Consider the following 24,299-nt stretch of genomic DNA (forward strand, 5'->3'; position numbering starts at 1 on the left):
TTATGAAAAGAGCAATTGTATTAGGATCGGCGCTGGTGACATTCATAGTTTTTCAGGCGTATTCACAATGCCAGAAAACACATTATTTCTGCACCGCTAAATTGTCTAAAGAAGAACAAGCTGAATACTGGAACCTCAACAACCAATCTCAAAGTGCGGTGTTTGCAAAAGGTGAAGTATATGAAATGAGTTTTATCGCTTACAAAGGATATGATTATCGTTTGACTGTGTGTACTGATATTGCTGAAGGAGGTGACGCTGTTATGTTTGAACTTCTGCAAGATGAAGTGGTGCGCGTAAAAGATGATTATGGTAATACAAACATCAAAAAAACCAAAGAATCAATCTACAAAAATGCAGATGATGGAAGCAAACCAAGCATTTCTTTTACTACAGATAAAACAAAAAAAATCTATGTAAAAGTGAACGTACCATCTACCGGCACAAGCAAAGACAAAACGCTGGGAAAAACTGAGAATGTATGCGTTGGCGTGCTCATTGAGCATAAAGAAGCTGCTGACCTTGGGTTTTAATTCACAGACTAAAATTTTTGAGAACCGTTTCGGAAAAAATCCGGAGCGGTTTTTCATTTTATAAGAGAGCAACAAACCATGACAGATATTTATAAAAAAGAATTGCTTGAAACGCTTGAACTTGAAATGCGCAATGCAAAACTCATTGTCATTACATCTCATAAATCTCCTGACGGTGACTCAATGGGATCTTCATTAGGCATGTTTCACTTTTTGAAAGCAAAAGGGCATCATGCTGTGATTTGTCATCCTGATATTTCTCCATCATTTTTGCATTGGATGCCCGGCAGTGAAGACATTAAATTGCTTGAGCGTGAGCCTGACATGGTCAAATCATTACTTGAATCAGCTGATCTGATTTTCTGTCTTGATTATCATCACCCAAACCGAACCGGTAAAATGGAAGATCTGCTCGTCAAAGCTAAAGGAAAAAAAATCATCATTGATCATCATCGTGATCCTGACCTCACATTCGCTGATTATCTGTTTAGCGATATCTCTGCAAGCAGCACGTCACAATTGGTCTATGATTTTATTTGTGCGCAGCATCTTGAACATCACGTAAACGAAGCCTGCGGAATTTGTTTGTACACAGGTATTGTAACCGATACCGGATCATTCCGATTCTCCTCTACCTCACCACGCACGCATCAAATTGCAGGTGAAATGATGAAGAAAGGAATTAAAACTTGGGAAGTACATGAAAATTTATTTGACAGCAACTCGCTGAATAAACTTCAATTAGTTAGTTATGCCTTGTTAGAAAAACTGGTCATCATTCCGGAGTATCAAACCGCTTACGTTTGGCTTACAGCAGCTGAACAAGAAAGATTTAACATCGTTAAAGGAGATACTGAAGGGTTGGTGAATCAAGTGCTGTCTATCGAAGGCATTGAATTAGCAGGATTCTTTAAGGAAACTGATCAAATAATAAAAATTTCATTCAGATCAAAAGGAAGTATCCCTACCAATCTTCTATGCAAACAACATTTTGAAGGAGGCGGGCACCTCAATGCATCCGGTGGAAAATTTCAAGGTAAAATTCAAGATGCCCTGACTAAATTTGTAACTATTCTTCCTCAATTCGTTGAAGAAAATAAACAAGCATTCTCGTAGGACAATAATATTTAACGATGATGAGAAAAGATATGCTGAATCTTTTACAAATAAAAACGCTTATTATTCCTTCGGTTCTCACGTGGCTTATGTTTTTTATTTCATCATGCAGTGAACCAAAAGATGAGCAGGTGTACAAACCAGATCCTGAATGGTCACAAGATCAATCGTCAGATATGAATCAAGTTTTTGCTGCAGAAGAAAATGATGAGATTGAACTATACGTAAAAAGACATGAAGATTGGAATGTGACAAAAACAGGCACAGGTTTGCGTTATTTTATTTACCAAAAAAGTGAGCTTAATGACACCGCTCATGTTGGAGATTTGGTCACGGTTGATTTTGAAATTTCTCTCTTAGATGGAACCATTTGTTATTCGTCATCTGAAAACGGACCAGAAAGTTTTATTGTAGAAAAGGCTGACATAGAAAGTGGATTACATGAAGCCATGCAATTAATGTGCACCGGAGACCGCGCCAAATTTATTCTTCCAAGTCACATGGCGCACGGACTCATTGGCGATGAAGAAAAAATTCCACCGCTATCCCCTGTTGTCTATGATATACAACTTTTAAAAATTGAACGACCATGAAGTATATAACCATTTTTTGTCTTTGCCTAGTTGCATTGGTGTCATGTGAATTGAAGGGAGTGGATACAGGTGATGATGTTGACCATAATGATACAATGGTGATGAATGATGACAACCAACTACATCTTGCTGACAACGGACTGATGCTGGCTGACACTGTGATCGGAAAACCAAATGAAAATGTTTACAACCGTGAAGATGGTTTGCGGATAGAATGGTCAAAAAAAACCAACGGCAAACAAATTCAGTTGAATGATGTGGTGATGATTAATTATAAAGCACGCGTAGCAGGTGGAGAACGCTATGATTCTAATGACGAAATTGGAGAGCCCGTACCGGTTAAAACAAATATTGGCATGTTGATCAAAGGGTGGGAAGAAGGTTTATTGTACATGCATGAAGGTGATAAAGGAAGAATCATGATTCCTAACGCACTGGCATACGGTGAAAATGGCTATATAGACAAAGTGCCTCCCATGGCTGATATCATTGTAGATATTGAAATCATTGACATTATAGAACCAATCGAACTGGAAGAAGGTGTGAAAGTTTATAAATGGAAAACAGTGAATGAAGGCAATACACCGCTAAAAAATCAACTCATCACGTTTGACTATTTTGCTTACCTGAAAGGAGAAAGTGCACATGGCTACGACAATTCCTATCAAAACGGAGTGCCATTCAGTTTTAAATTTGAAAATGCCGGTGTGGTTGATGGCCTTCACCAAGGCATGAGTGTGATGAAACCAGGTGAAAACGCTTTTATAGAAATTCCTTACTCACTTGCCTATGGTAAAAAAGGTCTTTTAGATCTTGTGCCGTCTAATACGGATATTGTTTATGATGTTCGTGTGATTTCTATTGAATAGGATAAAATCAATTTACCAATATCGTTTCGTATTTGTGAGACTTGCAGTGAAAAATCATTTTGGTTTACACAAATCGCACGCAGTTCTTCATTAGGGAATTTAATCCTCAATCATACGTTTTTGTTCTTTGGATCAAGTTTTTACAAAAACAAAATCCCTTATGTGCCAAGACATTTCATCTTTTTTTGTTTTTTTTTAGTTTCCGGACAACCATCGTAAATCAGCTTTGTAATTAGAGCAGAACTGATAAAAAACTAAATTATGAAAACTAGAAATTTGATTATTGCAACAATAGTAGCAGGAAGCATCTCACTAATTTTTCCGTCATGTCAACCTGAAACACCAACACCTTCAGATCCGGCATTGATGGATTCAATTTGGAGTGATCCTAACGACACAACAGACAATGGAGGCAGCACAGATGATTCAACTTTTTGGAATAATGACTCAACCTATTATGATGGAGGCACAGATTCAACAGGAGGATGGACTGATCCCGGAGATTCAACTTGGTATGGCGGCGGCGGAACAGACACCACAGGTTGGGGTGATTCAACCAACTTTGGAGGCTAGTTTAACGTCATAAAGTAACATCATCTTAGCGCAAAGAAATTTGGAAAAAGAAGAACTGAAACAGCAATTCATGAAGGGCAGCAAAGCAGCCTTTGATCTAATCTATGCCAGTTATTCTAAAGGTATGTATTCTATTTGCCTGCGCTATACAAAAAATCAAGATGAAGCCGCAGATATTTTGCAAGAATCATTCATCAAAGTGTATGAAAAAAGAGCCTTGTTTAATCCTCAATATGAAATTGGACCTTGGATTAAACGCATAGTCATCAATGAAGCAATCAATCATTTCAGAGTGAATAAACGATTTGATTTGAAAGATGACGAAACAGTATTTGAAGCCGTTGATGAGCAAATTGAAATTGAAGATGTAAGCAGAATAAAAGATATCCTGATTGAAATTTTGCGTGAATTACCTGAAGGGTATCGAACGGTGTTCAACATGTATGTAATTGATAACCTCACTCACCAAGAAATTGCAGAATACCTTGGGGTTTCAGTCAATACATCAAAAACACAATTGCTAAAAGCCCGCAAATTGATCAGACAAAAATTAGAAGAAAAAAATATAACCCGGACAAAAATTAACGATGAGCAAGGAATTTGAAAATATGGACGATCTGTTTCAATCTGCCTTTGCAGATGAATCAGCACAAGTGCCGGCATTTGTCAAAGAGAGCATTGATAAACGTCTGGGATTTACTAAAAGAAAAAAAGGCTGGATGTTCTGGACCGGAGGCGTCATGCTGTTGACCATTGCCGCTATTTTCATCTTCAATAAGCAAGATGATGCGCTTGATCAAAATCAAGCATCACAAATGGAATCAAGCGATGATAAATCTGATCAACACATGCTATCCGGTACTTACGCGAATGAAACACAAAACGCACAAAAAAATAATGATCCGATAAATGAAAATATAAATTCTCAAAACGAAAAATTGAATCCATCAACTTCAGAACAAAATGAAAAAAATGAGCAGAAGGTAAATACAGAAAACAGAGACACTAATTCCAAGAAAAAAACGGGAGGAAATATTAGTGAATCTTATCTGAACACTGATTATTCATCTGAAGGCGCAACGATTGCTAAAACAGAAACAGGTTCAACCAGTAAAACTGATGGTGAAGAAAAAACAAACAAATTAAATGGAACTTCGGGTGGGGCAAAAAGTGGAGAAGATGGATATGGATACGCAAATAATCCGGTTATTAATTTGAGAAAAAATAGTCTGTTTACAAGCAAGCAAGTTAATCCATTTGTATCGGCATCTCATTTAAAAATTAGTCAACCGCAGGGAAATAAAATCGTTACCGCAAATCATCCATCAGCCATAACTATTGATTCAGAAGAAACAATAATTCCCTGGATGATCACCTTTACCGGCGGATTGGATTTTTCAAAATCTACTTATAGCTCACCCATCACAGATGAAGCTGATATGTACAACAACACTACAACAGCAAAACCGGGGTATCATCTGAATATTGGTACAACGTACTCCCTCAAAAATGGAATTCAGTTGGGTTCAGGAGCAGGAATATCTATTTTCTCAGAAAACTATCATTATGAAAAATCAGAAAATCTCATAGATACTACTTACACCTGGTTGATAGAAGATATTTATGAATACGATTCTTTGCTTGACACCACTATTTGGGTGGGCGTTGATTCAACATTGAATACAAATTATGACACTACATTCATTCAATTATACGATGAAACCGGTGAGACAAAAGCTACTTATCTTCAAATACCACTTTCAGTAGGTTATCAATTTAGGTATAAAAAATTTCTGTTTGATATTGCTTTTGCGGGCCGTTTCAATTACTTGCTGAAGGGTTCAGGTGCTTATATTGCCAATGATCTTGTTCAAAAATTTGACAATACAAGCGGGCAGATTTATAAAAAGATGTACTTTGATTTCATTATTCAAACCACTGTGCATTACCGGTTAACAGAACATCTCTATATCAGTGGTTCGTTCAAATACCGTCCGGCGGTTGGGAACATTTATCAAAATGTAGGCTTTAACCGCACACTGCAGTCATTTCAACTTGGTGCGGGCTTAAGTTGGAAATTTTGAGATTTTATACCAGTCAATGCATGTGTTAGATCCTAAAAACTCAATAAACGCAATACCTTGCAAAGTTTTTCAATGCTATCATGTTGAAATAATTTGCAGTAACTAAACCTATTAGCCCGACACATCATAATACAAGTATTTTATTTTTTGTAATATTGCCTAGTTTTTTAATTGAACTCAACATTACAAGATGCTTATGAAAAAAATTTACTCTATCCTGTTCACGCTAGTGGCGGCAATTTCTGTTCAGGTTGGTTATAGCCAGTGCTCTGACAGCTTTAACTCATTTTCAACTACCGTGTGTGACACGTATACCGTACCAAGTGGTGATGAAACTTACACTAACAGCGGTGTTTACAATGACACAATTCCAAATTTCGGCGGCTGTGATAGTATTCTCACCATTACGCTTACTGTAAACTATAGCGATGATGTGAATTATGTTGTTACGGCGTGTGATTCTTACACCTGGAACATGATGAATCTTACAACAACCGGCACATACATTGCAAATTTCACCAATATGAGTGGTTGTGATTCTACTGAAACACTTGATTTAACCATTTTAAATTCTACCGCAGCAACTATAAATGAAACAGCTTGTGCATCCTATACTGTACCAAGCGGTGATGAAACCTATACCAGCAACGGAACCTACATGGACACCATACCTAACATGGTTGGATGCGACAGCGTACTAACTATTAACCTAACCATTCTTGGACCTACCTATTCAGCTTTCACAATTGATGAGTGTGATTCATATACAGTGCCAAGCGGTGATGAATCATACACTGTTAGCGGAACATACACTGACACTATTCCAAATTATTTAGGTTGTGACAGCATCATGACCATTACGTTGAACTTAAATTATTCAACCGGATCAACCCACACGGCTACTGCATGTATCAGCTATACCTACAATTCTCAAACCTATACCAGCAGCGGAACTTACTATCAAACATACACTAACAGCGTAGGTTGTGATTCAATTATTACACTTGAATTAACTATTCATGAAGTTGATATTGATGTAACACAAAACGGTGGAACATTCTCAGCCGGACCAACCGGAGTTTGGTTCCAATGGCTAGATTGCAATGATGGAATGGCTGCTATTCCGGGCGAATATTATATTGATTTTACTCCGGCTGTTAACGGAAGTTATGCAGTTGAAGTGATGACACTTTATTGCAAAGACACATCAGCTTGTTATGACATTGATAATGTTGGCTTAGATCAGAACAGTGCAACATCGTTTGTGCTCTATCCAAATCCGGCTAACACCCATGTGACCATCCTATTTGAGCAAGCTGTGAGTAATGCAGTAATTCAAATTGTAAATGTTTCCGGCGCTGTGGTAAGCACACAAAATAATGCTAACGGAACAAGCTTTACATTTGATTTATCATCACAACCGGCAGGAATTTATTTTGTTGAGTTCTATCACAATGGTTTGATTGAACGAGCCAAAATCAGTAAGCTTTGATTAACAAACTGAATTTATTTTCAAACTCCGCACAGGTTTTTCTGATGCGGAGTTTTTTTTATAATTGACAAAAAGCCGATGTCTGCCCTCTCCACTAAAATTAGTACCTTTGCCACAAATTCAACAGGACTATGAACCTGAGGGTAACCAAACAATTTGATTTTGAAACAGCGCATGCCCTTTGGGGATATGACGGTAAGTGCAAAGACATTCACGGGCATTCATACAAATTGACTGTTTCAATTTCCGGAAAACAAATCAGTGATGCCACCAATCCCAAGTATGGTATGATCATAGATTTTGGGGATTTGAAAACAATCGTGTATAAACACATTGTTGATGTTTTTGACCATTGTCTGCTGGTGAACGGGAATACTCCACACAGCAAATATGCAGAAGTAGAAAATGGTTTTGCCAAGATTATGCTCTGCAATTACCAACCCACTTGTGAAAATATGCTGGCAGATATGGTGGATCGCCTGCTTAAAAATTTACCTCAACATATTGTTCTGAAACGCGTTGTTTTGCAAGAAACAGCAAGCAGCTATGCTGAATGGTATGCATCAGATAATTGATCATGTCAACTACATTAATTCAAAAATACAACATACCCGGCCCGCGGTACACCAGCTACCCAACAGTACCATTTTGGGATGAACAAGGAATTTCTCTTGAAGACTGGAAAAAATCATTTATTCAGGCATTCAATGAGAGTAATGACAGTGAAGGCATCAGTGTTTATATTCACCTGCCTTTCTGCGAAAATCTTTGCACTTTTTGCGGCTGTCATAAACGCATCACCAAAAGACATGATGTTGAAGAACCCTATCTTGAAACGGTAATCACAGAATGGAATCTATACTGTGATTTACTAGGCACAAAACCAAAAATAAAAGAACTACATTTGGGGGGTGGAACACCTACTTTTTTTAGTCCACAAAATCTTCAGAAATTAATGGAAGGAATTTTAGCCAGAGCAGAAAAATTTTCTGACTATGAATTCAGTTTTGAAGCACATCCCAATCACACCAGCAAAGAGCATCTACAAATGCTTTACAACTTAGGTTTTAGAAGAAATAGTTTTGGTGTTCAAGATTATGATTTGAAAGTACAGAAAACAATAAACCGACTTCAACCCTTTGAAAAAGTTGCCGATGTTACCAATTGGTCAAGAGAAATTGGGTACACCAGTATTAGTCATGATTTAGTTTTTGGCTTGCCTTTTCAAACAAAGCAGAGCATTATTGATACTATTGAAAAAACAAAATCACTGAAACCTGATCGCATTGCATTTTACAGTTATGCACACGTGCCTTGGGTAAAAGGAGTTGGGCAACGCGGCTATGATGAAAATGATTTGCCAAAAGAAAATGAGAAGCGAGAACTCTACGAAACCGGTAAAAATCTTCTGCGACAATTAGGGTATATTGAAATTGGAATGGATCATTTTGCCCTACCTGAAGACAGCCTGTATAAAGCCGTTGAGCATAAAACACTGCACCGTAATTTTATGGGATACACCGCAGGAAAAACTAAACTGATGATTGGTTTAGGCATGAGCTCCATCTCTGATTCATGGTATAGTTTTGCTCAGAATGTAAAGACAGTTGAAGAATATCAAGAGATAGTGAATAAGGGAGAAATTCCAATTTTCAAAGGTCATTTATTATCAACTGAAGATTTGGTAATTCGTGAACACATTCTCAATATCATGTGTCACTTTGAAACGTCATGGAAAACATCACATCTTCAATTTCCTGAATTACCTGAATGTATTGAACGGTTAAGAGAAATGGAATCTGACGGATTAGTCATTCTGCGTGAAGATGGATTGTCTGTTCCTGAGAAGGCACGTCCATTTGTCAGAAATATCTGCATGGCTTTTGATCTCAGACTCATCAGAAATAAACCGGCTACACGAATTTTTTCAATGACGATTTAATTTCCTATTCTACCTTGAAAATAAAATTCTGCTTTTTATGGATGGCAGGATTATACAAAACCAGAGAACCATTTTCATTAACCCAGGCTTTGAAACCTAATTCTTCTAAAAGATTAAAACAATTTGTGCGATTTTCATTATCCCACAATTCAAGGTAGACAACGGGCTTATCACGCACCAGAATTTTTGTTGCACCTTTCAGCGCATAATATTCAAAATTCTCAATATCCATTTTTATTCCGGACACACGAGTGGTAGCTGCGATATGATCAATAGTATCACAAGACACTGTTACAATTTCACCTTGATTCCATTCTTTGATACTATCATGCACCACGTGGGCTAGCCCTTGCATGCGCACTTTTCTGTCAACCGGTAAAACCATGTCTAGTTCTTTGCGGGTTTCACCAACAGCTAGCGGAATAAGCTCAACATTGTTCAGCTGAAATTTTTCACAGATTTTTTTCAGGACAACAAAATTAGATGGCATAGGTTCAATGGCCAGAACCTTTTTTTGTGGAAATTTTTTTGACAAATGATAGGTCATAATGCCAATGTTTGCGCCAATATCTAGTATATCACCATCACCCTGAATGGAATTCATAAACATAAAAAAATCTTTTTCCTTCCGATCACGATGCAAGGTTTTGATTTTGTACCGCGCAAAAACATAGAGGTAATTGCGATACCCCATCATTTTTTGCAATATTAATTTTGTTTGGTTTTTCATTCTTTTTTCAATCCCAGGAATAATTTGTAGAAAACAGATATTGTTCTGCAACTCATTTCCACCAGATTTTTGCAAAAATACGAAGAATCCGTTACTTTAGCGGAAATGAGAATTGCGGTAAATGTACGTTTCTTGCTCCGGCACAAGATGGAAGGTTTTGGCTGGTATACCTATGAAACCATTTCTCGCATGGTGAAGGCGCATCCTGAACATGAATTTATTTTTTTCTTTGACAGACCTTTTGATCAAAAATTTGTTTTTGGCCCCAATGTAAAGCCGGTGATTCTAAGACCACCTGCTCGGCATCCCCTTCTGTTTAAAATTTGGTTCAATTATTCTGTTACCCGTGCGTTGAAAAAATATAAGGTTGATTTATTTTTCTCACCTGATGGTTATCTCTCTCTTAAATCGGATATACCTCAGATTGGAGTCATACATGATTTGAATTTTGAACATTATCCACAAGATTTGCCTGCATCGGCATTAACATATCTGAGGCATCATTTCCCACTCTTTGCGCACAAGGCAAAACATTTACTCACCGTTTCAGAATATTCAAAGCAAGACATTATTGATACATATAAAATTCAGGCAGAGAAGATCACGGTTGCTCATAACGGCGCAAGTCATCATTTCAAACCAATATCCATGGTTGAAAAACATGTCATCATGGATGAATTTACGCAAGGTGAACAGTTCATTGTTTTTGTAGGCGCATTGCATCCGCGCAAAAATGTTGTACGACTCATTGAAGCTTTTGACAAGTTCAAACAAAAATCAGGCTCTACTACAAAATTGCTGATTGTAGGTGAAAATTTATGGCGATCAAAAAAACTCATTCTGCCAAAAATCAATTCAAAAGATGAAATTGTTTTTACGGGACATCAACCCATTGAAAAGCTTGCAAAAATTGTTGCCTCAGCCAAATTTCTGGCTTTTGTTTCCTACTTTGAGGGATTTGGAATTCCACTGGTTGAAGCCATGCAGGCAGGCTGCCCGCTGCTTGCCGGTGATAAAACATCACTACCTGAAGTAGCCGGAGATGCAGCAGTTTATTGTAATCCTTTTCAGATTGATTCTATTGTTGACGGATTGATTCAGTTAGATTCCAATGCTGAGCTAAGAGAAGATCTTATTCAAAAAGGATTTGAACGAGCTAAATTATTTTCTTGGGATTTCACAGCAGAAAAAATTTGGACAGTCATTGAGAATCAACTGAAAAAATAATTCAGTTTTTATCTCCATTTTTCTGAATGAATTCTATTGCATCTTTCACCAAATCATTTGCAGGATACTGATCAATCTCAGCAGAACCAATAGAAGTCAACAAAGTGAAATTAACAGATTCAGATCTGTTTTTTTTATCATTTTGCAGATACCCTTTCAATTCATCATAAGACGGAATATCAACCATGAATTTTCTAAAATAATGTGAAATAACTTCTACAATTTCATTCAAATCTTTTTCACTCAGTAATCCGGTTTTCTGCGAAATATACGCTTCGCCAATCATACCCATAGCAACTGCAATACCGTGCAATACGGGTTTATTATTTAAAAGATAATAACCTTCTATGGCGTGTCCCAATGTATGCCCAAAATTCAACTTTTTTCTTAGACCTTGTTCTTTAAAATCTTTGGTAACAAAGTTATTTTTTATTTTCACTGAGTTGAAGACATGCGTCGCAAATTCATCGTCACTAAACGATGAGATTTTGTTGAGTGATTTCCAATAATTTTGATCTGCAATGAGAGCATGTTTCAACATTTCAGCAAAGCCGGATAATTTTTGTTGCTCATCTAGGGTAGAAAAAAATTCAGCTGAAATAAAAACTAAATCAGGTTCAGCAAACAAACCAATTTGGTTTTTATATCCATCCAGGTCAATTCCCGTTTTTCCACCAACACTTGCATCAACCTGAGCAAGCAAAGTGGTTGGAATATTGATAAAATGTAATCCTCGTTTGAAGGTTGAGGCTACAAAGCCACCCAAATCAGTAACGACACCTCCGCCCAAATTGATGATCACATCATTCCGGTTAATTTTATATTCAGATAATGCTGACCATAATCCTTGACATATTTCAAGATTTTTATTTTCTTCACCTGAAGGTATTTCAAGAATATCAGCCTTAGATAAAACATCAAAACGAGTAACAAGAGATTGAGACCAGAGTGAGGAAACTTGCTCGTCCGTAATGATGATAAATTTTGATTCGGGAAATTTTTGACGAAGAATTTCAATAAAATTTACTTCTTCAAGTAAACCAAAAATGACTTGTGTTTTTCCTGATTGAATAGTGGAATCCATGAGGCAAAGTTAAACTGAAAAAATCAGCGCACCAGCGAAATATTTCCACTTTTGCTCACTTTATCTCCAGTGATCAGATATCCTTCAAGTACATAAACAAAAACACCTGTGTTCACCGGTTTGCCCTTGTATGTGCCATCCCAACATATATTTTGATCTGAGCATTCAAAAACTTTTTCTCCCCATCGATCATAAATTCTGAAAGTCATTACTTCCATACAATTACTGTACACACAAAGTATATCGTTTTCATCATCATTATTCGGTGAGAACGCATTTGGTACAAAAATATCACCGCAAACAATTTCAACTCGTACTACAGTGCAAGCAGAAGCCTGACAACCATTTGCATCAGTAACAGTAACACAATATACGGTGGTATCAAGCGGATCAGCCACCGGATTAGCGCAGTCATCACAAGATAAATCTGTGAATGGTGTCCACACGTAAGTTCCTCCTCCTATTACCCAGAGTTGTGCTTCACCTCCGTTGAGTATCGTAGTGTCCGAACTAATGGTAACCACCGGCGCAGGATATACAATCACCAAAACAGAGTCAGTAGCTGTGCAACCGGAAGCGTCAGTAACAAGTACAGTTTGCATTGCACTATCCAAATCATTTGCGGCATTAGACGTACTTGATGAATTGTTCCAAACATAAGTATAAGATCCCGTGCCTCCAGTTGCCTGCACTGAGGCTGATCCTAAACCGGGCGAACATGCGCTGGTTGAATCCATGTCCAAAACAATTTGTGCAGGTTCAATGATGGTCACATCAGCAGAAACAGAACAACCTGCAATCAGATCAGTAACGGTTACGGTATAGGTGCCTGACGGTAAATTGGTTGCCGTTGCAGTAGTTTGAACCGGCATTGAATTCCAACTATAACTATAGCTGCCAGAACCATTGGATACGACTACCGTTGCTGATCCATTTGTTTGACCATAACATGAAATATTTGTTGCAGTAATATTCAAGGTTGGATTTGAAATAGTAATATTCTGAGTCAGCGCTTCAGTGCATGCCCCTGATGTAATAGTATAAGTTATTGCTTGTGTTCCAACCGAAGGATCAAAAACTGAACCGCTCACTCCGGTTCCACTCCATGTTCCACCGGGTGTTCCACTTATCAAACTATTCAAATTAACATCAGGACCAAATTGACAAACTGTAACTGTGCTCCAAGATGGATCAGGTGCGTTGTCAACATTGATTGTAAGCGTGAGCGTTTCTTGACAAGGTACTGTGCCAACCGAATACGTGATGCTTTGACTTCCGGATGAAGGATTGAATGTACTTCCGGAAATTCCGGTACCCGACCAAGTTCCTCCGGTTGTTCCTGTGATAAAAGTTGTGAGATCAACAGGCGCTGCAGTGTTACATAAATTGGTTGGAACCGTCCATGCCGGGTTTACATCTGCACTCACTGTAATATCTTGCGTTGTTGTACTGACACAAGGTGCAAGACCAACTGAGTATGTAATTGAAATAGGACCGCTCAATGCGGATGGATCAAAATTTGTTCCTGTCACTCCCGTGCCTGACCAAGTTCCTCCGGCATCACCGGTGATTAAAGGAGTTAAATTGATGATGCCTCCATTGGCGCAAATAGTTCCGGGACTTGTCCAGGCAGAACTTAAACCAGGAGTTACGTTGATAGTTTGTGAAGATGTTTCAATGCATGGTGCAGCACCAACGGTATATGTTATAGTTTGCGTACCCATTGCAGGATCAAAATTTGTTCCACTAATACCAGTACCAGACCAAGTACCGCCGGGTGTTCCGGTGATATAGGTTGACAAATCAACAGTTGGTGAGCCGGTACACAAACTAAGGGGAACATTCCATGAAGGATCAACATCAGAAATCACCGTAATATTTTGGGGAAGAGTTCCAATGCAAGGTGCTGTACCCACAGTATATGTCATTGCAATTGCACCACTCAATCCTGTGGGATCAAATGTTGAACCTGTTACACCGGAACCACTCCAAATTCCTCCTGCAGTGCCACTGATAGTGGCATCAAGATTAATGCTGCCTGAAGATTCACAAATTGTGCCAGGGCTTGTCCATGCTGGATCAGAGGATGGAGTTACTGTTATGATTTCTGTCGAGACATCTTGACAAGGTGCAGTTCCAACAGTATAGGTAATTGATTGTGTTCCGGCAGATGGATCAAAAAGATTACCACTTACCCCTATTCCGCTCCAAGTTCCACCAGATGTTCCGGTAATCAAACTTGTCAAATCAACATCAGCAGCGTTAGAACATAGAGTCGCAGGTGGATTCCATGCTGCGTTTCCTGCCGTGGTAACGGTTATAGTTTGCGTTACTGCGCTTCCGCATGGCGCTGTATACGTGATGCTTTGTGTACCCACAGACGGATCAAACATGTTCCCTGTTACTCCGGTGCCTGACCATGTTCCGCCGGCATCGCCGGTTATCAATGCTGCAAGATTTATATCGGCATCATCAGAACAAACCGGGGTTGGCACTGTCCATGAACCATCACAGGGTGATGAACATAGGTCAGCTTCAAAATCATCAAACCAAATTGAATATTGCGCAGCACCTCCTGAAAGAATATAAAATGTATGTGCACCTGCTGTCATGGTGACGGTTAATGTATGTTGTGTCCATGGTGTATTGGTAGGCACCAGTACGTCAGGCCCTACTTGTACACCATCAATACCAAATGAAAAATGTGAGTTAGCTGTATTTTGACCCGGAGGCCCTGAACCTTGTGGCCCGCAATACCAAACTGAAAGACAAATTTCTTCTCCACCTACAAAATTGATTGCCGTGCTATGTCTGAAATTATCTGCCCCTGCATAAAAATACATGTATCCACTGCCACTGTGAGCGCCCAAACTATTACAATAGTTGGTTGGCATGGTTACACATCCCTGATTACCTACAGCGTACACCGGATGAGTTCCGTCTACTACCCTACCTGCATCATTATTGCATGTAAAGCTGGTGGCACATGCACAGCCTGCACCACTACCTAGTTCAAAATCACCGTTTGGAAATAATTGACCAAACCCAATTTGAGGAAGAAAAATAATTATCAGTACGTGCAAAAACTTTTTCATTTTTTCGCTTCTCTATTTTTCAAATAAATGGCAATCTCATCTTCATTTAAAAAAAGATCATCATTCGTATCAATCAATTTAAAATTTTTCAAAAGTTCATCCGCGCATTCCATTTGACATAAGACACCATCGCCATCAAGATCTTTTTCTGCAATAATTGATTTACTTTTTTCAATAAAAGGATCAGATGATGAAAGAAGATTTCCCGAACAAAAGAAGATGCTTAAAACAATCGTTTGCAGTATCATACCGATTTAATTTATGAGAAATGTACACGATTTTCAGCAAATTGAACACGATTCTTAAAAATAATAGACAAGAATCTTTTGCTTTGTTCAGTACTAAACACTTGTTAATTCCGGTAATAAAGAGAATTTGTAAGTCTGCACATGATTAAATAAACATCTTCAAAGTCAGCACCTGACAACAATTAAGCAGTATTTGCGGTCTCATGTGTTGTAGTGCTGTGTGTTGTGAACTGTGGTGCTGTCTGCAGTGTAGATGTGGATACGCGATTAATCGCGTATCCACATCTACACTGCAGAATTTATGGAAAAGATTTTACCAAAAAGTGAAAGCCACTCTATACTCATTCATTTGTACCCACAAATCCTCTATCAAAATTGACAAGATACAACTGTAAGCTTGCCCTGGTGACGGCAGTGTACAACCATCTCATATATTCAATATTCCACATATCTTCAACAAAATATCCATGATCAACAAATACGGCTGACCATTGTCCACCTTGTGCTTTGTGGCACGTCACTGCATAACCAAATTTTACTTGCAAAGCCTGAAAGTGTGGATTGGTTACCATTTTTCTATTGCGCACGCGTTTGTTCATTTCATACGGATATTCTTGCTGCACGATATTATAAAACAATGTTTTTTGTTGATCGCGAGTTAACGATGGGGCTTCAACGCCAATGGCATCCAGAATAATTTTTAAGTCAACAGAAGGCATCTCAGGATAATCAATAAATCGCACGTTGACATCAGCAAACCTGAAGCCATATTGTTCTTCACGGCGAATAACTTTTGTGATTTCTAGAAGTTCACCGTTGGCTATAAATCCGGCAGGTGATTTTGGTTCTAACCAGAAATAATTATTCTTCACCGCCATGATCACATCACCGGCATTTAAATCTTCTTCTTGCCATAAAATTCTGCGGCGAATTTGTTCATTGAAAAGGTTAGCACGTTTGTTTGAACGCGTTACAACCATCACTTCATCGCTACCATATTTTGCAATGCAGCTCTCCAATTCTTCCTGTAGTTCCATACCGGTAATACTGCGGGCATCTTTATTATTATGAGGTAGCAAAGGAAGTTCTTGAGTAAATTCTCTCAGTTTTGTTGCAATATCAAGTATACCTGATTGTTTTTTCTGTCTAACAATTTCATCAAGTTTAGCAGTTTTAACAGGCATTGAATAATTTGATTTGAGATAATTTGCATCTAAAGCCGGACTAGCTTCCATACCCACCGGAGGCAACTGACCATGATCACCCACAAAAACAAGTTTACAATTTTCAGCAGAGTAAACAAATTCAATCAAATCATCCAGCAAATTGCGTGGGGTAAAGTGATTGTCACCCTGAATACCTGAATCAATAGCAATCATTGAAGCTTCATCAATGATAAACAAGGTATCTTTGTTCCGGTTTTTGGAAAGATAAAACCCTCCCTGTTCATCTGATTCATTGGAATAATAAATATGCCTATGAATGGTACTTGCTTTTTGATTACTATAGCCGGACAATACCTTAGCCGCGCGACCGGTAGGTGCAAGTAAAACAGTTTTTACATGAAAAATGTGCAAGGTGTTCACTAATGCGGCAACCAAACTGGTTTTTCCGGTACCGGCGTATCCGCTTAAAATGAAAAGTTCAAGTTCTTCACGGTTCATGACATAATCTGTGAGGTCATGAATAGCCATCTCCTGATCATGAGTTGGAGAAAAGCCCAACTTCTCATGAAAAGCCTGTATAAAAGTTGATTTGCTGGGTCTGTCTGACACGATGTAAATGTAGTTTGATTTTTATTAACATAAGCTGAAGCCAGAATTCATGCATCAAAGCACCATCTTGATCTTAGCCCCGGTATTAACCGTTGATTGAATCGTATAAAAAATATATTCTGCGGACACACGCCTAATTATAAAAAATTGTAGCTTTGTCAACTGAGTTATCACCTATAAACTGAACAGTAATGAGTATCTTCGAAAGCATAGACAACGTAAAATACCAAATCAGCCGTTTTCTTTGGCCAACAATTTTCTTTGTATCCGGTATTCTTTTATTGAGAATGGCTATGATACCTGTTGAGCATGAACTCAATAACGGAGACATTCTTGTTGTGAAGCAAGATTCACTTTTCCTTTATGGAGCGTTGTTTTTTATTGTGGGAAGTATTATTTGGTACTTGTATTTGTTTGGCGTACTCAATAACTTGATTGGTTTTATTGTGATGGGTATTATGGGAATTGCCAGCGCCTATTTACTTTATCAGGATTATTATGTGATTAAAAAAGATGTTGATTATATTGCCCGTTATAATATGATTGACACCGATATCAAAGCACGCATGCTGGATATTAAAGCCGCTGAATCAGCGTACAAAGAATTCTATAAAAAATACACCAGCAACTTAGATACCTTGATTTGGTTTGTAAAAAATGGTAAAAAAATGACTGTGCCTAACGTTGGTAAATTGCCAGAAAGACGTTTAACTACTGAAGAAATTGCGTATATCTATGGGGATAATCGCCCGGCAGATAAATTGATGACAGATCAAGAGGCAAATGCGCTTGCAAACAGCCCAAATCCTCCGGCTGACTTGATTGACTTCTCAAGAGATACTGTTTATCGTCCGGTGCTTGACGCTATTTTCTATGATCAAAAATATATTGCAAACCGGAATAAATTTGAAGCTTCATTAGATTTTCACCCTGACTCTTTGCGCTATGTTCCACATACTAACATCTTAGTAAAATTAGATACAGGTTCAGTAAGCAAAGGAGATTTCAAAGTACCAACCTTGCAGATTCAAATGATTCACCCAATGGATAGCCTGAAAGTTTATCAAATAGGTGATCTATACGACAATCACCTGCGCGATAACTGGTCTAAATAATTCATGAGTTTTAATTCAGCACTTGCGTACAAGCATGTTTTGTGTATGCATGTCACCTCAACTGAAGTGCATGCAGCAGCTGTTGAAAGAGCATCAAAAAAAATTGCTGAATACCGCTATTTTCCCTTGAATAAATATGAACGTGCAGAAACTGACCTTGTATTCAGTGATCCATTTTTCAAACACGCATACGAAGACATTGTTACAACCGCAGGCACAAAAAGAAGTACCTTAATTCCTACCGGAATTTTCAACGTGTCAAAACCGGCTGAAATTTTTTCCTTGAATTATTCAGCACCGCATGAAAATCTAGATTACAATCGCTTACCGGAATTAGATATTGTAAATATTTTTGAAATTCCGCTATGGTTAAAAACATCTTTAGTGATGAAATTTCCACGTGTGCGAGTTCTTCATCCGGCAACGGTGATGTTGAAAGGAATTTTTGACCAACCCGCTTTCCACCCGCGCATTCATGTTTACGTGCAACAAGATTTTTTCTGGATGTTTATCACGTCAAAAAACAAATTGGAATTTTTTAACCGGTTTGATTTTGGAGCCTTAAGTGATATTGTTTACCACATGTTATTTGTGATGGAACAAAAAGGGATTGAAGCAGAAGCGGCAAAGATTCACGTTTATGGTGTTGAAACTAATTGGAAAGATTTGAATGAATTCAGTAGCTTCTTCAAATCACCGGTAACCATATCAGACCAAGCAGAAAACGGACAACATTTCATTTTAGCAAAACAACTATTGTGCGTGTAATCAGCGGTAAATACAAAGGGAGACGCTTCAGCCCGCCGCGCAATTTTCCTTCGAGGCCTACTACTGATTTTGCAAAATCTGCTCTCTTTAATATCCTCAATAACCAATTTGATTTTGAAACTTGTAAGGTACTTGATTTATTTTCAGGTACCGGAAGCATTGCTCTTGAATGTATCTCACGCGGTGCATTAAACGTTACCAGTGTTGACAATCATACCGTGTCAGTGAAGTTTCTCAATAAAATGAGAGCTGAGTTGAATGAAAAAAACTGGCACATCCATAAAGGAGATGCATTTGAATTTTTGAAGCATGAATCAAACAAGTACGATATCATTTTTGCTGATCCTCCTTTTGCTATGCAAGGACAGCAGCTCATTGCCGCCATGGTATTTGAAAAACAACTCCTGAATCCTGATGGCTTACTAATTATTGAACACGGACGGGAGAATTCATTTGAAAACATAACCCAATTCAAAGAAATGCGTAATTATGGAGGAGTTCAGTTTTCATTCTTTGAATCAACCTGAATATCCTTTACCTTTGTTCTATGAGCAGGATAGCAGTATTCCCCGGTTCTTTTGACCCCTTTACCAAAGGACATGAAGCCTTGGTGAGACGATTTGCCGTTTTTTTTGATCAAGTAATCATTGGAATGGGTGTTAATTCTACTAAAAAATATTTTTTCACTACTGAAAGCAGATTGGAGCACCTCAATAGCTTGTTTAACGACATGCCACAAGTGAGCATTGAAACGTATGCCGGATTAACCATTGAATTCTGTCAGAAAAAAAAGGCGCAGTATTTGATTAGAGGGTTGAGAAACACCACTGATTTTGAACTAGAAAAATCCATTGCACAAATGAATAAAGACATGTCAGGAATAGAAACTGTATTTCTTATCAGTGATCCTGAATGGCATGCCGTAAATTCTACCATTGTGCGTGAAATAAAAAAGAACAACGGAGACATCAGCAAATTTGTAACCAAGCCTGAGCTGTTGGTTATAGCATAAAGCAAAGATTCTCAACATTATTTTTTAGTATTAGTACATGAAAAATATCCTGATCATACTTAGTTTGATGTCTGTTTTATCAATGAACGGACAGCAACCACTCTATGAGGTTACAGGATACGCACCGGGTTTTGTGGGAAAAAAAATGATCCTCTACACTTACCAAGATTATATTACCATGACACGGATCAAACTTGGAGAATGCATCGTGAGTTCTGATGACAGTTTGTTTCATATTCCGGTAAAAAACAAAACTACCATTAAAGCAATTCTACATTGTGACAAAACAGAAACTGAGTTTTACCTTGCACCTCAAACTACGTATGATGTGTATTTTTCAGAAATACCAAATCAGGCAGATGGATTTCAAACTAAGGAGGCAGATTTATTCTTTTTCGGATTAGATTCAACTGACATTAATTATCGCATTATTCAATACAATAACTGGTTTGATACTTACGTGGCTTATTACGCAGACAGCATCAATCCGGCAAATTTTCATGAATATCTTGACACGTTTAAAACCTACGCAGCTGAGGCATATAAAAACATAGAAGACGTTTACTTTCTTACTTACGTGCGTTACAATATTGCTGAAATGGATCAGGCATTCAATACCAAAGGTGAATCTCGTATCAATATTTTTCTCAATTATATTCATCCGTTTCCGGTTTACTATGAGAATGATCAATACATGCAATTTGTCAAACGGTTTTTTTATGAAGAGTTTTCAAACTATGTGCCGGATGTTGAAAATGCAATTTTTCTCTCGCTTGCAAATTCTAGTCCTACCCAACTGATGAAAGCCCTTAAAGGAGATTTATTTTTAGCCAACCCTGAATTGCGCGAACTGATGATGATTGAAAAATTAGGCAAGGCATTTTATAAAGAGACCGATTTCAGAATGAACATTCTCACCATACTTGATTCAGTTTCAAAGTATGCCGCATTCCCTCACAGCGCAGTGGTTGCAAAAAATATCACAAACTATCTGACAAGTATTGAGCAAGGATTTCCTGCACCGCATATTTCACTTAGCGGAACAAATGGAGAAATCATAACTTGGGATAAATATCGCGGCAAATTTGTTTACTTCACTTTTTTTGAAACATGGAATGAGCGCTCATTGGCCGAACTAAAAATCATAGCTGAGCTAAAGAAAAAATATGATGAAGATATTGCTTTTCTCAGTGTGTGTACTGATGACACCCGAGAGGGCTTTGATGCGTTCATGAAAGCAAATCCTGATTTAAACTGGGATATTATTTATGTTGGAAATGATGAAGCCTTACTCAATAAATTTAGAGTGGCATCAGTACCGGCTTATTACCTCATTGATCAAGATGGATTCATTGCATTAGCACCAGCACCTGGTCCTTCTCCGGATGGCGAGTATGAATCCATTGATAAAACCTTTTTTATCATTCATGAAGCCTTGCATCCAAATCAGCCCATCAAGGTTGGAGAGAAATAAGGTTTCAGCTATAAAGGATAAACCATTTAGCGTGAAGTCGGAGTGTGAACATTTTGACTCTTTCCCCTTTGTTTCTTCTCTTCTCAGCGCTTGACGTGAACCAGAACTTTCGTATATTAGCTTAAATCCTTTTTTTTATGAAAAAACTTATACCAATTTTTGCTATTTCAACTTTATCAGCATTTTCTTACGGACAGTGCACGCAGAATGCAGGCATTGACTACTATTTAGGCTCTACCAGCAGTCATACACCAAACTATTTACTAGGATCTGCAATTACGTTGACAAGTTCATTCAACTTAATTGAACTTGGATTTCTTTCTATTAATTCTGGTCAGAATTTTAAAGTAGCAGTGTATGATGATGCAGCAGGTAATCCCGGTAATTTGTTAACACAAGGATCAGGAACCGTTGTAGCGGGCACCAATATTGTGGATGTTCCGGATGCAGTGTTACCTGCCGGCACCTATTACTTCATGGCGGTATTTGAATCTGTAGCAAGTCTTTCGTATACCGGTGCGTCAACAGCCGGTGTTTGGTATATCTCCCATACGTTCGCTAATCCGTTACCCGCATCATTTGGTGCACCACTTTTTTATACCGGGCAGGATTTTTCATATTATTTTATTGGCAGCACTTCAACTGTAACAGCAACAGATACACAAACTGCATGTAACTCATTGACATGGATTGATGGCAACACGTATACATCTGACAATAATACCGCAACCTTCAATATTGTTGGCGGTTCAGTTGGCGGCTGTGATAGTATAGTTACACTGGATTTAACTATTATAAATTCTTCAACAGGAACTGACGTTCAGACGGCGTGCAACACGTTCACCTGGATTGATGGGAACACCTATACCTCAGACAACAATACGGCAACATTCAATATTATTGGCGGTGCTGCAAATGGTTGCGACAGTCTTGTAACGCTTGATCTTACAATAAATAATGTATCTGATTTAACAACCACTACGGTTGGAACAATTATCATAGCTAACAATACAGCGGCCACTTACCAATGGTTAGATTGCGACAACGCATATGCTATGCTTGCGGGAGAAACGGGATCAACCTACACCGCAACAGTGAGTGGTAACTATGCCGTTCAATTATCTGAAAATGGTTGTGTTGATACAACTGCTTGCATAAACATGGATTTCAGTGGACTTTCTGATGAAGTTTTTGGAAGCCAATTTGATGTTTATCCAAATCCAACAGACGGAAATTTCTTTATCAATCTAGGAGAAAACTTTCAATCAGTAAAAATCTCAGTAACCGATTTGACCGGAAGAATAATTCAATCGTCAGAATTCAGCAATGCAAATATTTTAAACATTAACATTACTGAACCGGCTGGAATATATTTCTTGGTGATTCAATCTGATGAAAACACCGCCGTGGTTCGGTTAGTAAAACAATAAAGGCTTGAATAAAAATCTGCGGATTAAAAAAATTGCGCCTCTTGTAGGCTCAGGTCGCGACCTGAGCCTACGTGAGCGACCTGAGCCTACAAGAGCGACCTGAGCCTACAGGCGCGACCTGAGCCTACTTCAAAAAGATATCAAAACTATATCTGCCAATCATTAAGATTACAATCACCAAAAAAATTATCCGGATAAAACCATTGCCTTTTTTTATGGCCAAGTGGCTGCCGATAAAACTACCTATGATATTGAAAAAACCTACAAGAATAGCTAATTCAAGAATGTAATTTCCTTCACGGATAAAAACAAATAATGCTGAAACATTGGTGGCACAATTTACAATTTTAGTATAGGCAGTTGCCTGAAGAAATTCAAAACCAAGAATCAAAACAAAAGCCAGAACAAAAAAGCTGCCTGTTCCCGGTCCAAAAAAGCCATCATAAAAACCAATCACGCACGCTGCAATTGAACCGTAGATAATTTTTTTATTCCGGGATAGTGATTTAGTAGAGACAGCACCTAAATCTTTTTTAATCAAGGTAAAAACAGCAATAGCAATCAGAATGAATAAGATGATTGGCTTTAGGGCATCAACAGAAATATGGCTGACAATTTTTGCACCAAAATAAGCCGATACAAAAGCAAAAAAAGAAATTACAAACAAGAGTCTGAAATCAAATTTTACTTTGCGCGAATAGGAAACTGCCGCGATGGATGTTCCTGCCAGAGAACCAATTTTATTTGTTCCGAAAATCGCTAGTAAAGGAGTTTGAGGCAGATTGATTAACAGCGCCGGCAACTGAATTAATCCTCCACCTCCAACTATAGAATCAATAAATCCTGCCAAAAAAGAAAACCCGGCCAATAGTAAAATCGTTGCTGCCGAATAATCTGAAAATAAATCTGCAAACTGCATAGACAAAGATAAAATTATCAATACGAACGATCAGGTCCTTCAAAATATTTCTAATTTACCTTAGTGAGAATGCAATGTGTTACTATGTTTTTCATGTTGTACGTTAAGGCGAATGCAATTCGCCCCTGCATCATTTTATTTTTACCTATGCCCTATGCCCCAAAACCTATTCCCTACCCCCCATGCCCTAACGCCTAACGCTCTGGAAAAAAAACTACCT

At 38.1% G+C, this 24,299-nt stretch carries 23 protein-coding genes; 17 read left to right on the forward strand and 6 right to left on the reverse strand.

Going from position 1 to position 24,299, the window contains the following annotated elements:
• Nucleotides 1-2: 2 nt before the first annotated feature.
• From IPH66_10535 to hemN, 10 genes are all read left to right on the forward strand, one after another.
• Nucleotides 3-533 carry a hypothetical protein gene (locus IPH66_10535; GenBank protein ID MBK7129784.1) on the forward strand — a complete coding sequence of 177 codons (531 nt, stop codon included), beginning with the start codon at nucleotides 3-5 and terminating at the stop codon, nucleotides 531-533.
• Between the two features lie 78 nt (nucleotides 534-611).
• Nucleotides 612-1,649, forward strand: a complete 1,038-nt coding sequence (locus IPH66_10540; GenBank protein ID MBK7129785.1) for a bifunctional oligoribonuclease/PAP phosphatase NrnA — start codon at nucleotides 612-614, stop codon at nucleotides 1,647-1,649.
• A gap of 17 nt (nucleotides 1,650-1,666) precedes the next feature.
• Nucleotides 1,667-2,242, forward strand: coding sequence for an FKBP-type peptidyl-prolyl cis-trans isomerase (locus tag IPH66_10545; GenBank protein ID MBK7129786.1), 576 nt, complete (start codon nucleotides 1,667-1,669; stop codon nucleotides 2,240-2,242).
• Nucleotides 2,239-3,111 carry an FKBP-type peptidyl-prolyl cis-trans isomerase gene (locus tag IPH66_10550; protein ID MBK7129787.1) on the forward strand — a complete coding sequence of 291 codons (873 nt, stop codon included), beginning with the start codon at nucleotides 2,239-2,241 and terminating at the stop codon, nucleotides 3,109-3,111. The genes IPH66_10545 and IPH66_10550 overlap by 4 nt, the downstream gene beginning before the upstream one ends.
• Nucleotides 3,112-3,372: 261 nt before the next feature.
• A complete protein-coding gene (locus IPH66_10555) occupies nucleotides 3,373-3,684 on the forward strand; it encodes a hypothetical protein (protein ID MBK7129788.1) in 312 nt (103 codons plus the stop codon).
• A gap of 40 nt (nucleotides 3,685-3,724) precedes the next feature.
• Nucleotides 3,725-4,288 (forward strand): RNA polymerase sigma factor, encoded by a 564-nt coding sequence (locus tag IPH66_10560; GenBank protein MBK7129789.1) that lies wholly within the window; start codon nucleotides 3,725-3,727, stop codon nucleotides 4,286-4,288.
• Entirely contained in the window at nucleotides 4,272-5,768 is a 1,497-nt protein-coding gene (locus tag IPH66_10565) for an outer membrane beta-barrel protein (GenBank protein MBK7129790.1), read from the forward strand. Before IPH66_10560 ends, IPH66_10565 begins: the two co-directional genes overlap by 17 nt.
• Nucleotides 5,769-5,964: 196 nt before the next feature.
• Nucleotides 5,965-7,260 (forward strand): T9SS type A sorting domain-containing protein, encoded by a 1,296-nt coding sequence (locus IPH66_10570; GenBank protein ID MBK7129791.1) that lies wholly within the window; start codon nucleotides 5,965-5,967, stop codon nucleotides 7,258-7,260.
• A gap of 131 nt (nucleotides 7,261-7,391) precedes the next feature.
• The gene (locus IPH66_10575; protein MBK7129792.1) at nucleotides 7,392-7,835 is read left to right on the forward strand and encodes a 6-carboxytetrahydropterin synthase; all 444 of its coding nucleotides are present in this window, start codon (nucleotides 7,392-7,394) and stop codon (nucleotides 7,833-7,835) included.
• Nucleotides 7,836-7,837: 2 nt separating this feature from the next.
• Entirely contained in the window at nucleotides 7,838-9,202 is a 1,365-nt protein-coding gene (gene hemN, locus IPH66_10580; protein ID MBK7129793.1) for an oxygen-independent coproporphyrinogen III oxidase, read from the forward strand.
• Between the two features lie 4 nt (nucleotides 9,203-9,206).
• Here hemN and IPH66_10585 read toward each other — a convergent pair whose 3' ends face one another.
• Entirely contained in the window at nucleotides 9,207-9,932 is a 726-nt protein-coding gene (locus IPH66_10585; protein MBK7129794.1) for an FkbM family methyltransferase, read from the reverse strand.
• Nucleotides 9,933-10,037: 105 nt separating this feature from the next.
• On the opposite strand from IPH66_10585, the gene IPH66_10590 reads away from it, so the two are divergent.
• Nucleotides 10,038-11,159 carry a glycosyltransferase family 4 protein gene (locus IPH66_10590; protein ID MBK7129795.1) on the forward strand — a complete coding sequence of 374 codons (1,122 nt, stop codon included), beginning with the start codon at nucleotides 10,038-10,040 and terminating at the stop codon, nucleotides 11,157-11,159.
• A 1-nt stretch (nucleotide 11,160) separates the two neighbouring features.
• On the opposite strand, the gene aroB is transcribed toward IPH66_10590, so the two are convergent.
• The 4 genes from aroB to IPH66_10610 form a co-directional block, all read right to left on the reverse strand.
• Nucleotides 11,161-12,243 (reverse strand): 3-dehydroquinate synthase, encoded by a 1,083-nt coding sequence (gene aroB / locus IPH66_10595; GenBank protein MBK7129796.1) that lies wholly within the window; start codon nucleotides 12,241-12,243, stop codon nucleotides 11,161-11,163.
• Nucleotides 12,244-12,266: 23 nt separating this feature from the next.
• On the reverse strand, nucleotides 12,267-15,338 hold the full coding sequence (locus IPH66_10600; protein MBK7129797.1) for a gliding motility-associated C-terminal domain-containing protein: 3,072 nt from the start codon (nucleotides 15,336-15,338) through the stop codon (nucleotides 12,267-12,269).
• On the reverse strand, nucleotides 15,335-15,586 hold the full coding sequence (locus IPH66_10605) for a hypothetical protein (GenBank protein ID MBK7129798.1): 252 nt from the start codon (nucleotides 15,584-15,586) through the stop codon (nucleotides 15,335-15,337). Before IPH66_10605 ends, IPH66_10600 begins: the two co-directional genes overlap by 4 nt.
• 341 nt (nucleotides 15,587-15,927) lie before the next feature.
• Nucleotides 15,928-17,280 (reverse strand): AAA family ATPase, encoded by a 1,353-nt coding sequence (locus IPH66_10610; GenBank protein MBK7129799.1) that lies wholly within the window; start codon nucleotides 17,278-17,280, stop codon nucleotides 15,928-15,930.
• A 272-nt stretch (nucleotides 17,281-17,552) separates the two neighbouring features.
• Between IPH66_10610 and IPH66_10615 the strand changes: the two genes are divergently transcribed.
• The 6 genes from IPH66_10615 to IPH66_10640 all read left to right on the forward strand — a co-directional run bounded on the left by IPH66_10615 (nucleotide 17,553) and on the right by IPH66_10640 (nucleotide 23,160).
• A complete protein-coding gene (locus IPH66_10615) occupies nucleotides 17,553-18,476 on the forward strand; it encodes a hypothetical protein (protein MBK7129800.1) in 924 nt (307 codons plus the stop codon).
• A 3-nt stretch (nucleotides 18,477-18,479) separates the two neighbouring features.
• A complete protein-coding gene (locus IPH66_10620) occupies nucleotides 18,480-19,244 on the forward strand; it encodes a DUF3822 family protein (GenBank protein ID MBK7129801.1) in 765 nt (254 codons plus the stop codon).
• Nucleotides 19,235-19,771, forward strand: coding sequence for a 16S rRNA (guanine(966)-N(2))-methyltransferase RsmD (gene rsmD, locus IPH66_10625; GenBank protein ID MBK7129802.1), 537 nt, complete (start codon nucleotides 19,235-19,237; stop codon nucleotides 19,769-19,771). Before IPH66_10620 ends, rsmD begins: the two co-directional genes overlap by 10 nt.
• A gap of 20 nt (nucleotides 19,772-19,791) precedes the next feature.
• The gene (coaD, locus tag IPH66_10630) at nucleotides 19,792-20,256 is read left to right on the forward strand and encodes a pantetheine-phosphate adenylyltransferase (protein ID MBK7129803.1); all 465 of its coding nucleotides are present in this window, start codon (nucleotides 19,792-19,794) and stop codon (nucleotides 20,254-20,256) included.
• 37 nt (nucleotides 20,257-20,293) lie between these two features.
• Entirely contained in the window at nucleotides 20,294-21,730 is a 1,437-nt protein-coding gene (locus IPH66_10635) for a TlpA family protein disulfide reductase (protein MBK7129804.1), read from the forward strand.
• Nucleotides 21,731-21,867: 137 nt separating this feature from the next.
• Nucleotides 21,868-23,160, forward strand: a complete 1,293-nt coding sequence (locus IPH66_10640) for a T9SS type A sorting domain-containing protein (protein ID MBK7129805.1) — start codon at nucleotides 21,868-21,870, stop codon at nucleotides 23,158-23,160.
• A gap of 124 nt (nucleotides 23,161-23,284) precedes the next feature.
• On the opposite strand, the gene IPH66_10645 is transcribed toward IPH66_10640, so the two are convergent.
• On the reverse strand, nucleotides 23,285-24,079 hold the full coding sequence (locus tag IPH66_10645) for a TSUP family transporter (GenBank protein ID MBK7129806.1): 795 nt from the start codon (nucleotides 24,077-24,079) through the stop codon (nucleotides 23,285-23,287).
• Between the last annotated feature and the right edge of the window lie 220 nt (nucleotides 24,080-24,299).

This window comes from Crocinitomicaceae bacterium (assembly GCA_016708105.1).
In the GTDB taxonomy this organism is placed as follows: domain Bacteria; phylum Bacteroidota; class Bacteroidia; order Flavobacteriales_D; family Crocinitomicaceae; genus JADJGJ01.

What these genes read in the sequence shown, in the direction of transcription:
- IPH66_10535 (MBK7129784.1), top strand. Translation starts at nt 3, where the DNA reads ATGAAAAGAGCAATTGTATTAGGATCGGCGCTGGTGACATTCATAGTT.
- IPH66_10540 (MBK7129785.1), top strand. Translation starts at nt 612, where the DNA reads ATGACAGATATTTATAAAAAAGAATTGCTTGAAACGCTTGAACTTGAA.
- IPH66_10545 (MBK7129786.1), top strand. Translation starts at nt 1,667, where the DNA reads ATGATGAGAAAAGATATGCTGAATCTTTTACAAATAAAAACGCTTATT.
- IPH66_10550 (MBK7129787.1), top strand. Translation starts at nt 2,239, where the DNA reads ATGAAGTATATAACCATTTTTTGTCTTTGCCTAGTTGCATTGGTGTCA.
- IPH66_10555 (MBK7129788.1), top strand. Translation starts at nt 3,373, where the DNA reads ATGAAAACTAGAAATTTGATTATTGCAACAATAGTAGCAGGAAGCATC.
- IPH66_10565 (MBK7129790.1), top strand. Translation starts at nt 4,272, where the DNA reads ATGAGCAAGGAATTTGAAAATATGGACGATCTGTTTCAATCTGCCTTT.
- IPH66_10570 (MBK7129791.1), top strand. Translation starts at nt 5,965, where the DNA reads ATGAAAAAAATTTACTCTATCCTGTTCACGCTAGTGGCGGCAATTTCT.
- IPH66_10575 (MBK7129792.1), top strand. Translation starts at nt 7,392, where the DNA reads ATGAACCTGAGGGTAACCAAACAATTTGATTTTGAAACAGCGCATGCC.
- hemN (MBK7129793.1), top strand. Translation starts at nt 7,838, where the DNA reads ATGTCAACTACATTAATTCAAAAATACAACATACCCGGCCCGCGGTAC.
- IPH66_10585 (MBK7129794.1), bottom strand. Translation starts at nt 9,932, where the DNA reads ATGAAAAACCAAACAAAATTAATATTGCAAAAAATGATGGGGTATCGC.
- IPH66_10590 (MBK7129795.1), top strand. Translation starts at nt 10,038, where the DNA reads ATGAGAATTGCGGTAAATGTACGTTTCTTGCTCCGGCACAAGATGGAA.
- aroB (MBK7129796.1), bottom strand. Translation starts at nt 12,243, where the DNA reads ATGGATTCCACTATTCAATCAGGAAAAACACAAGTCATTTTTGGTTTA.
- IPH66_10600 (MBK7129797.1), bottom strand. Translation starts at nt 15,338, where the DNA reads ATGAAAAAGTTTTTGCACGTACTGATAATTATTTTTCTTCCTCAAATT.
- IPH66_10605 (MBK7129798.1), bottom strand. Translation starts at nt 15,586, where the DNA reads ATGATACTGCAAACGATTGTTTTAAGCATCTTCTTTTGTTCGGGAAAT.
- IPH66_10610 (MBK7129799.1), bottom strand. Translation starts at nt 17,280, where the DNA reads ATGGCTATTCATGACCTCACAGATTATGTCATGAACCGTGAAGAACTT.
- IPH66_10615 (MBK7129800.1), top strand. Translation starts at nt 17,553, where the DNA reads ATGAGTATCTTCGAAAGCATAGACAACGTAAAATACCAAATCAGCCGT.
- IPH66_10620 (MBK7129801.1), top strand. Translation starts at nt 18,480, where the DNA reads ATGAGTTTTAATTCAGCACTTGCGTACAAGCATGTTTTGTGTATGCAT.
- coaD (MBK7129803.1), top strand. Translation starts at nt 19,792, where the DNA reads ATGAGCAGGATAGCAGTATTCCCCGGTTCTTTTGACCCCTTTACCAAA.
- IPH66_10635 (MBK7129804.1), top strand. Translation starts at nt 20,294, where the DNA reads ATGAAAAATATCCTGATCATACTTAGTTTGATGTCTGTTTTATCAATG.
- IPH66_10640 (MBK7129805.1), top strand. Translation starts at nt 21,868, where the DNA reads ATGAAAAAACTTATACCAATTTTTGCTATTTCAACTTTATCAGCATTT.
- IPH66_10645 (MBK7129806.1), bottom strand. Translation starts at nt 24,079, where the DNA reads ATGCAGTTTGCAGATTTATTTTCAGATTATTCGGCAGCAACGATTTTA.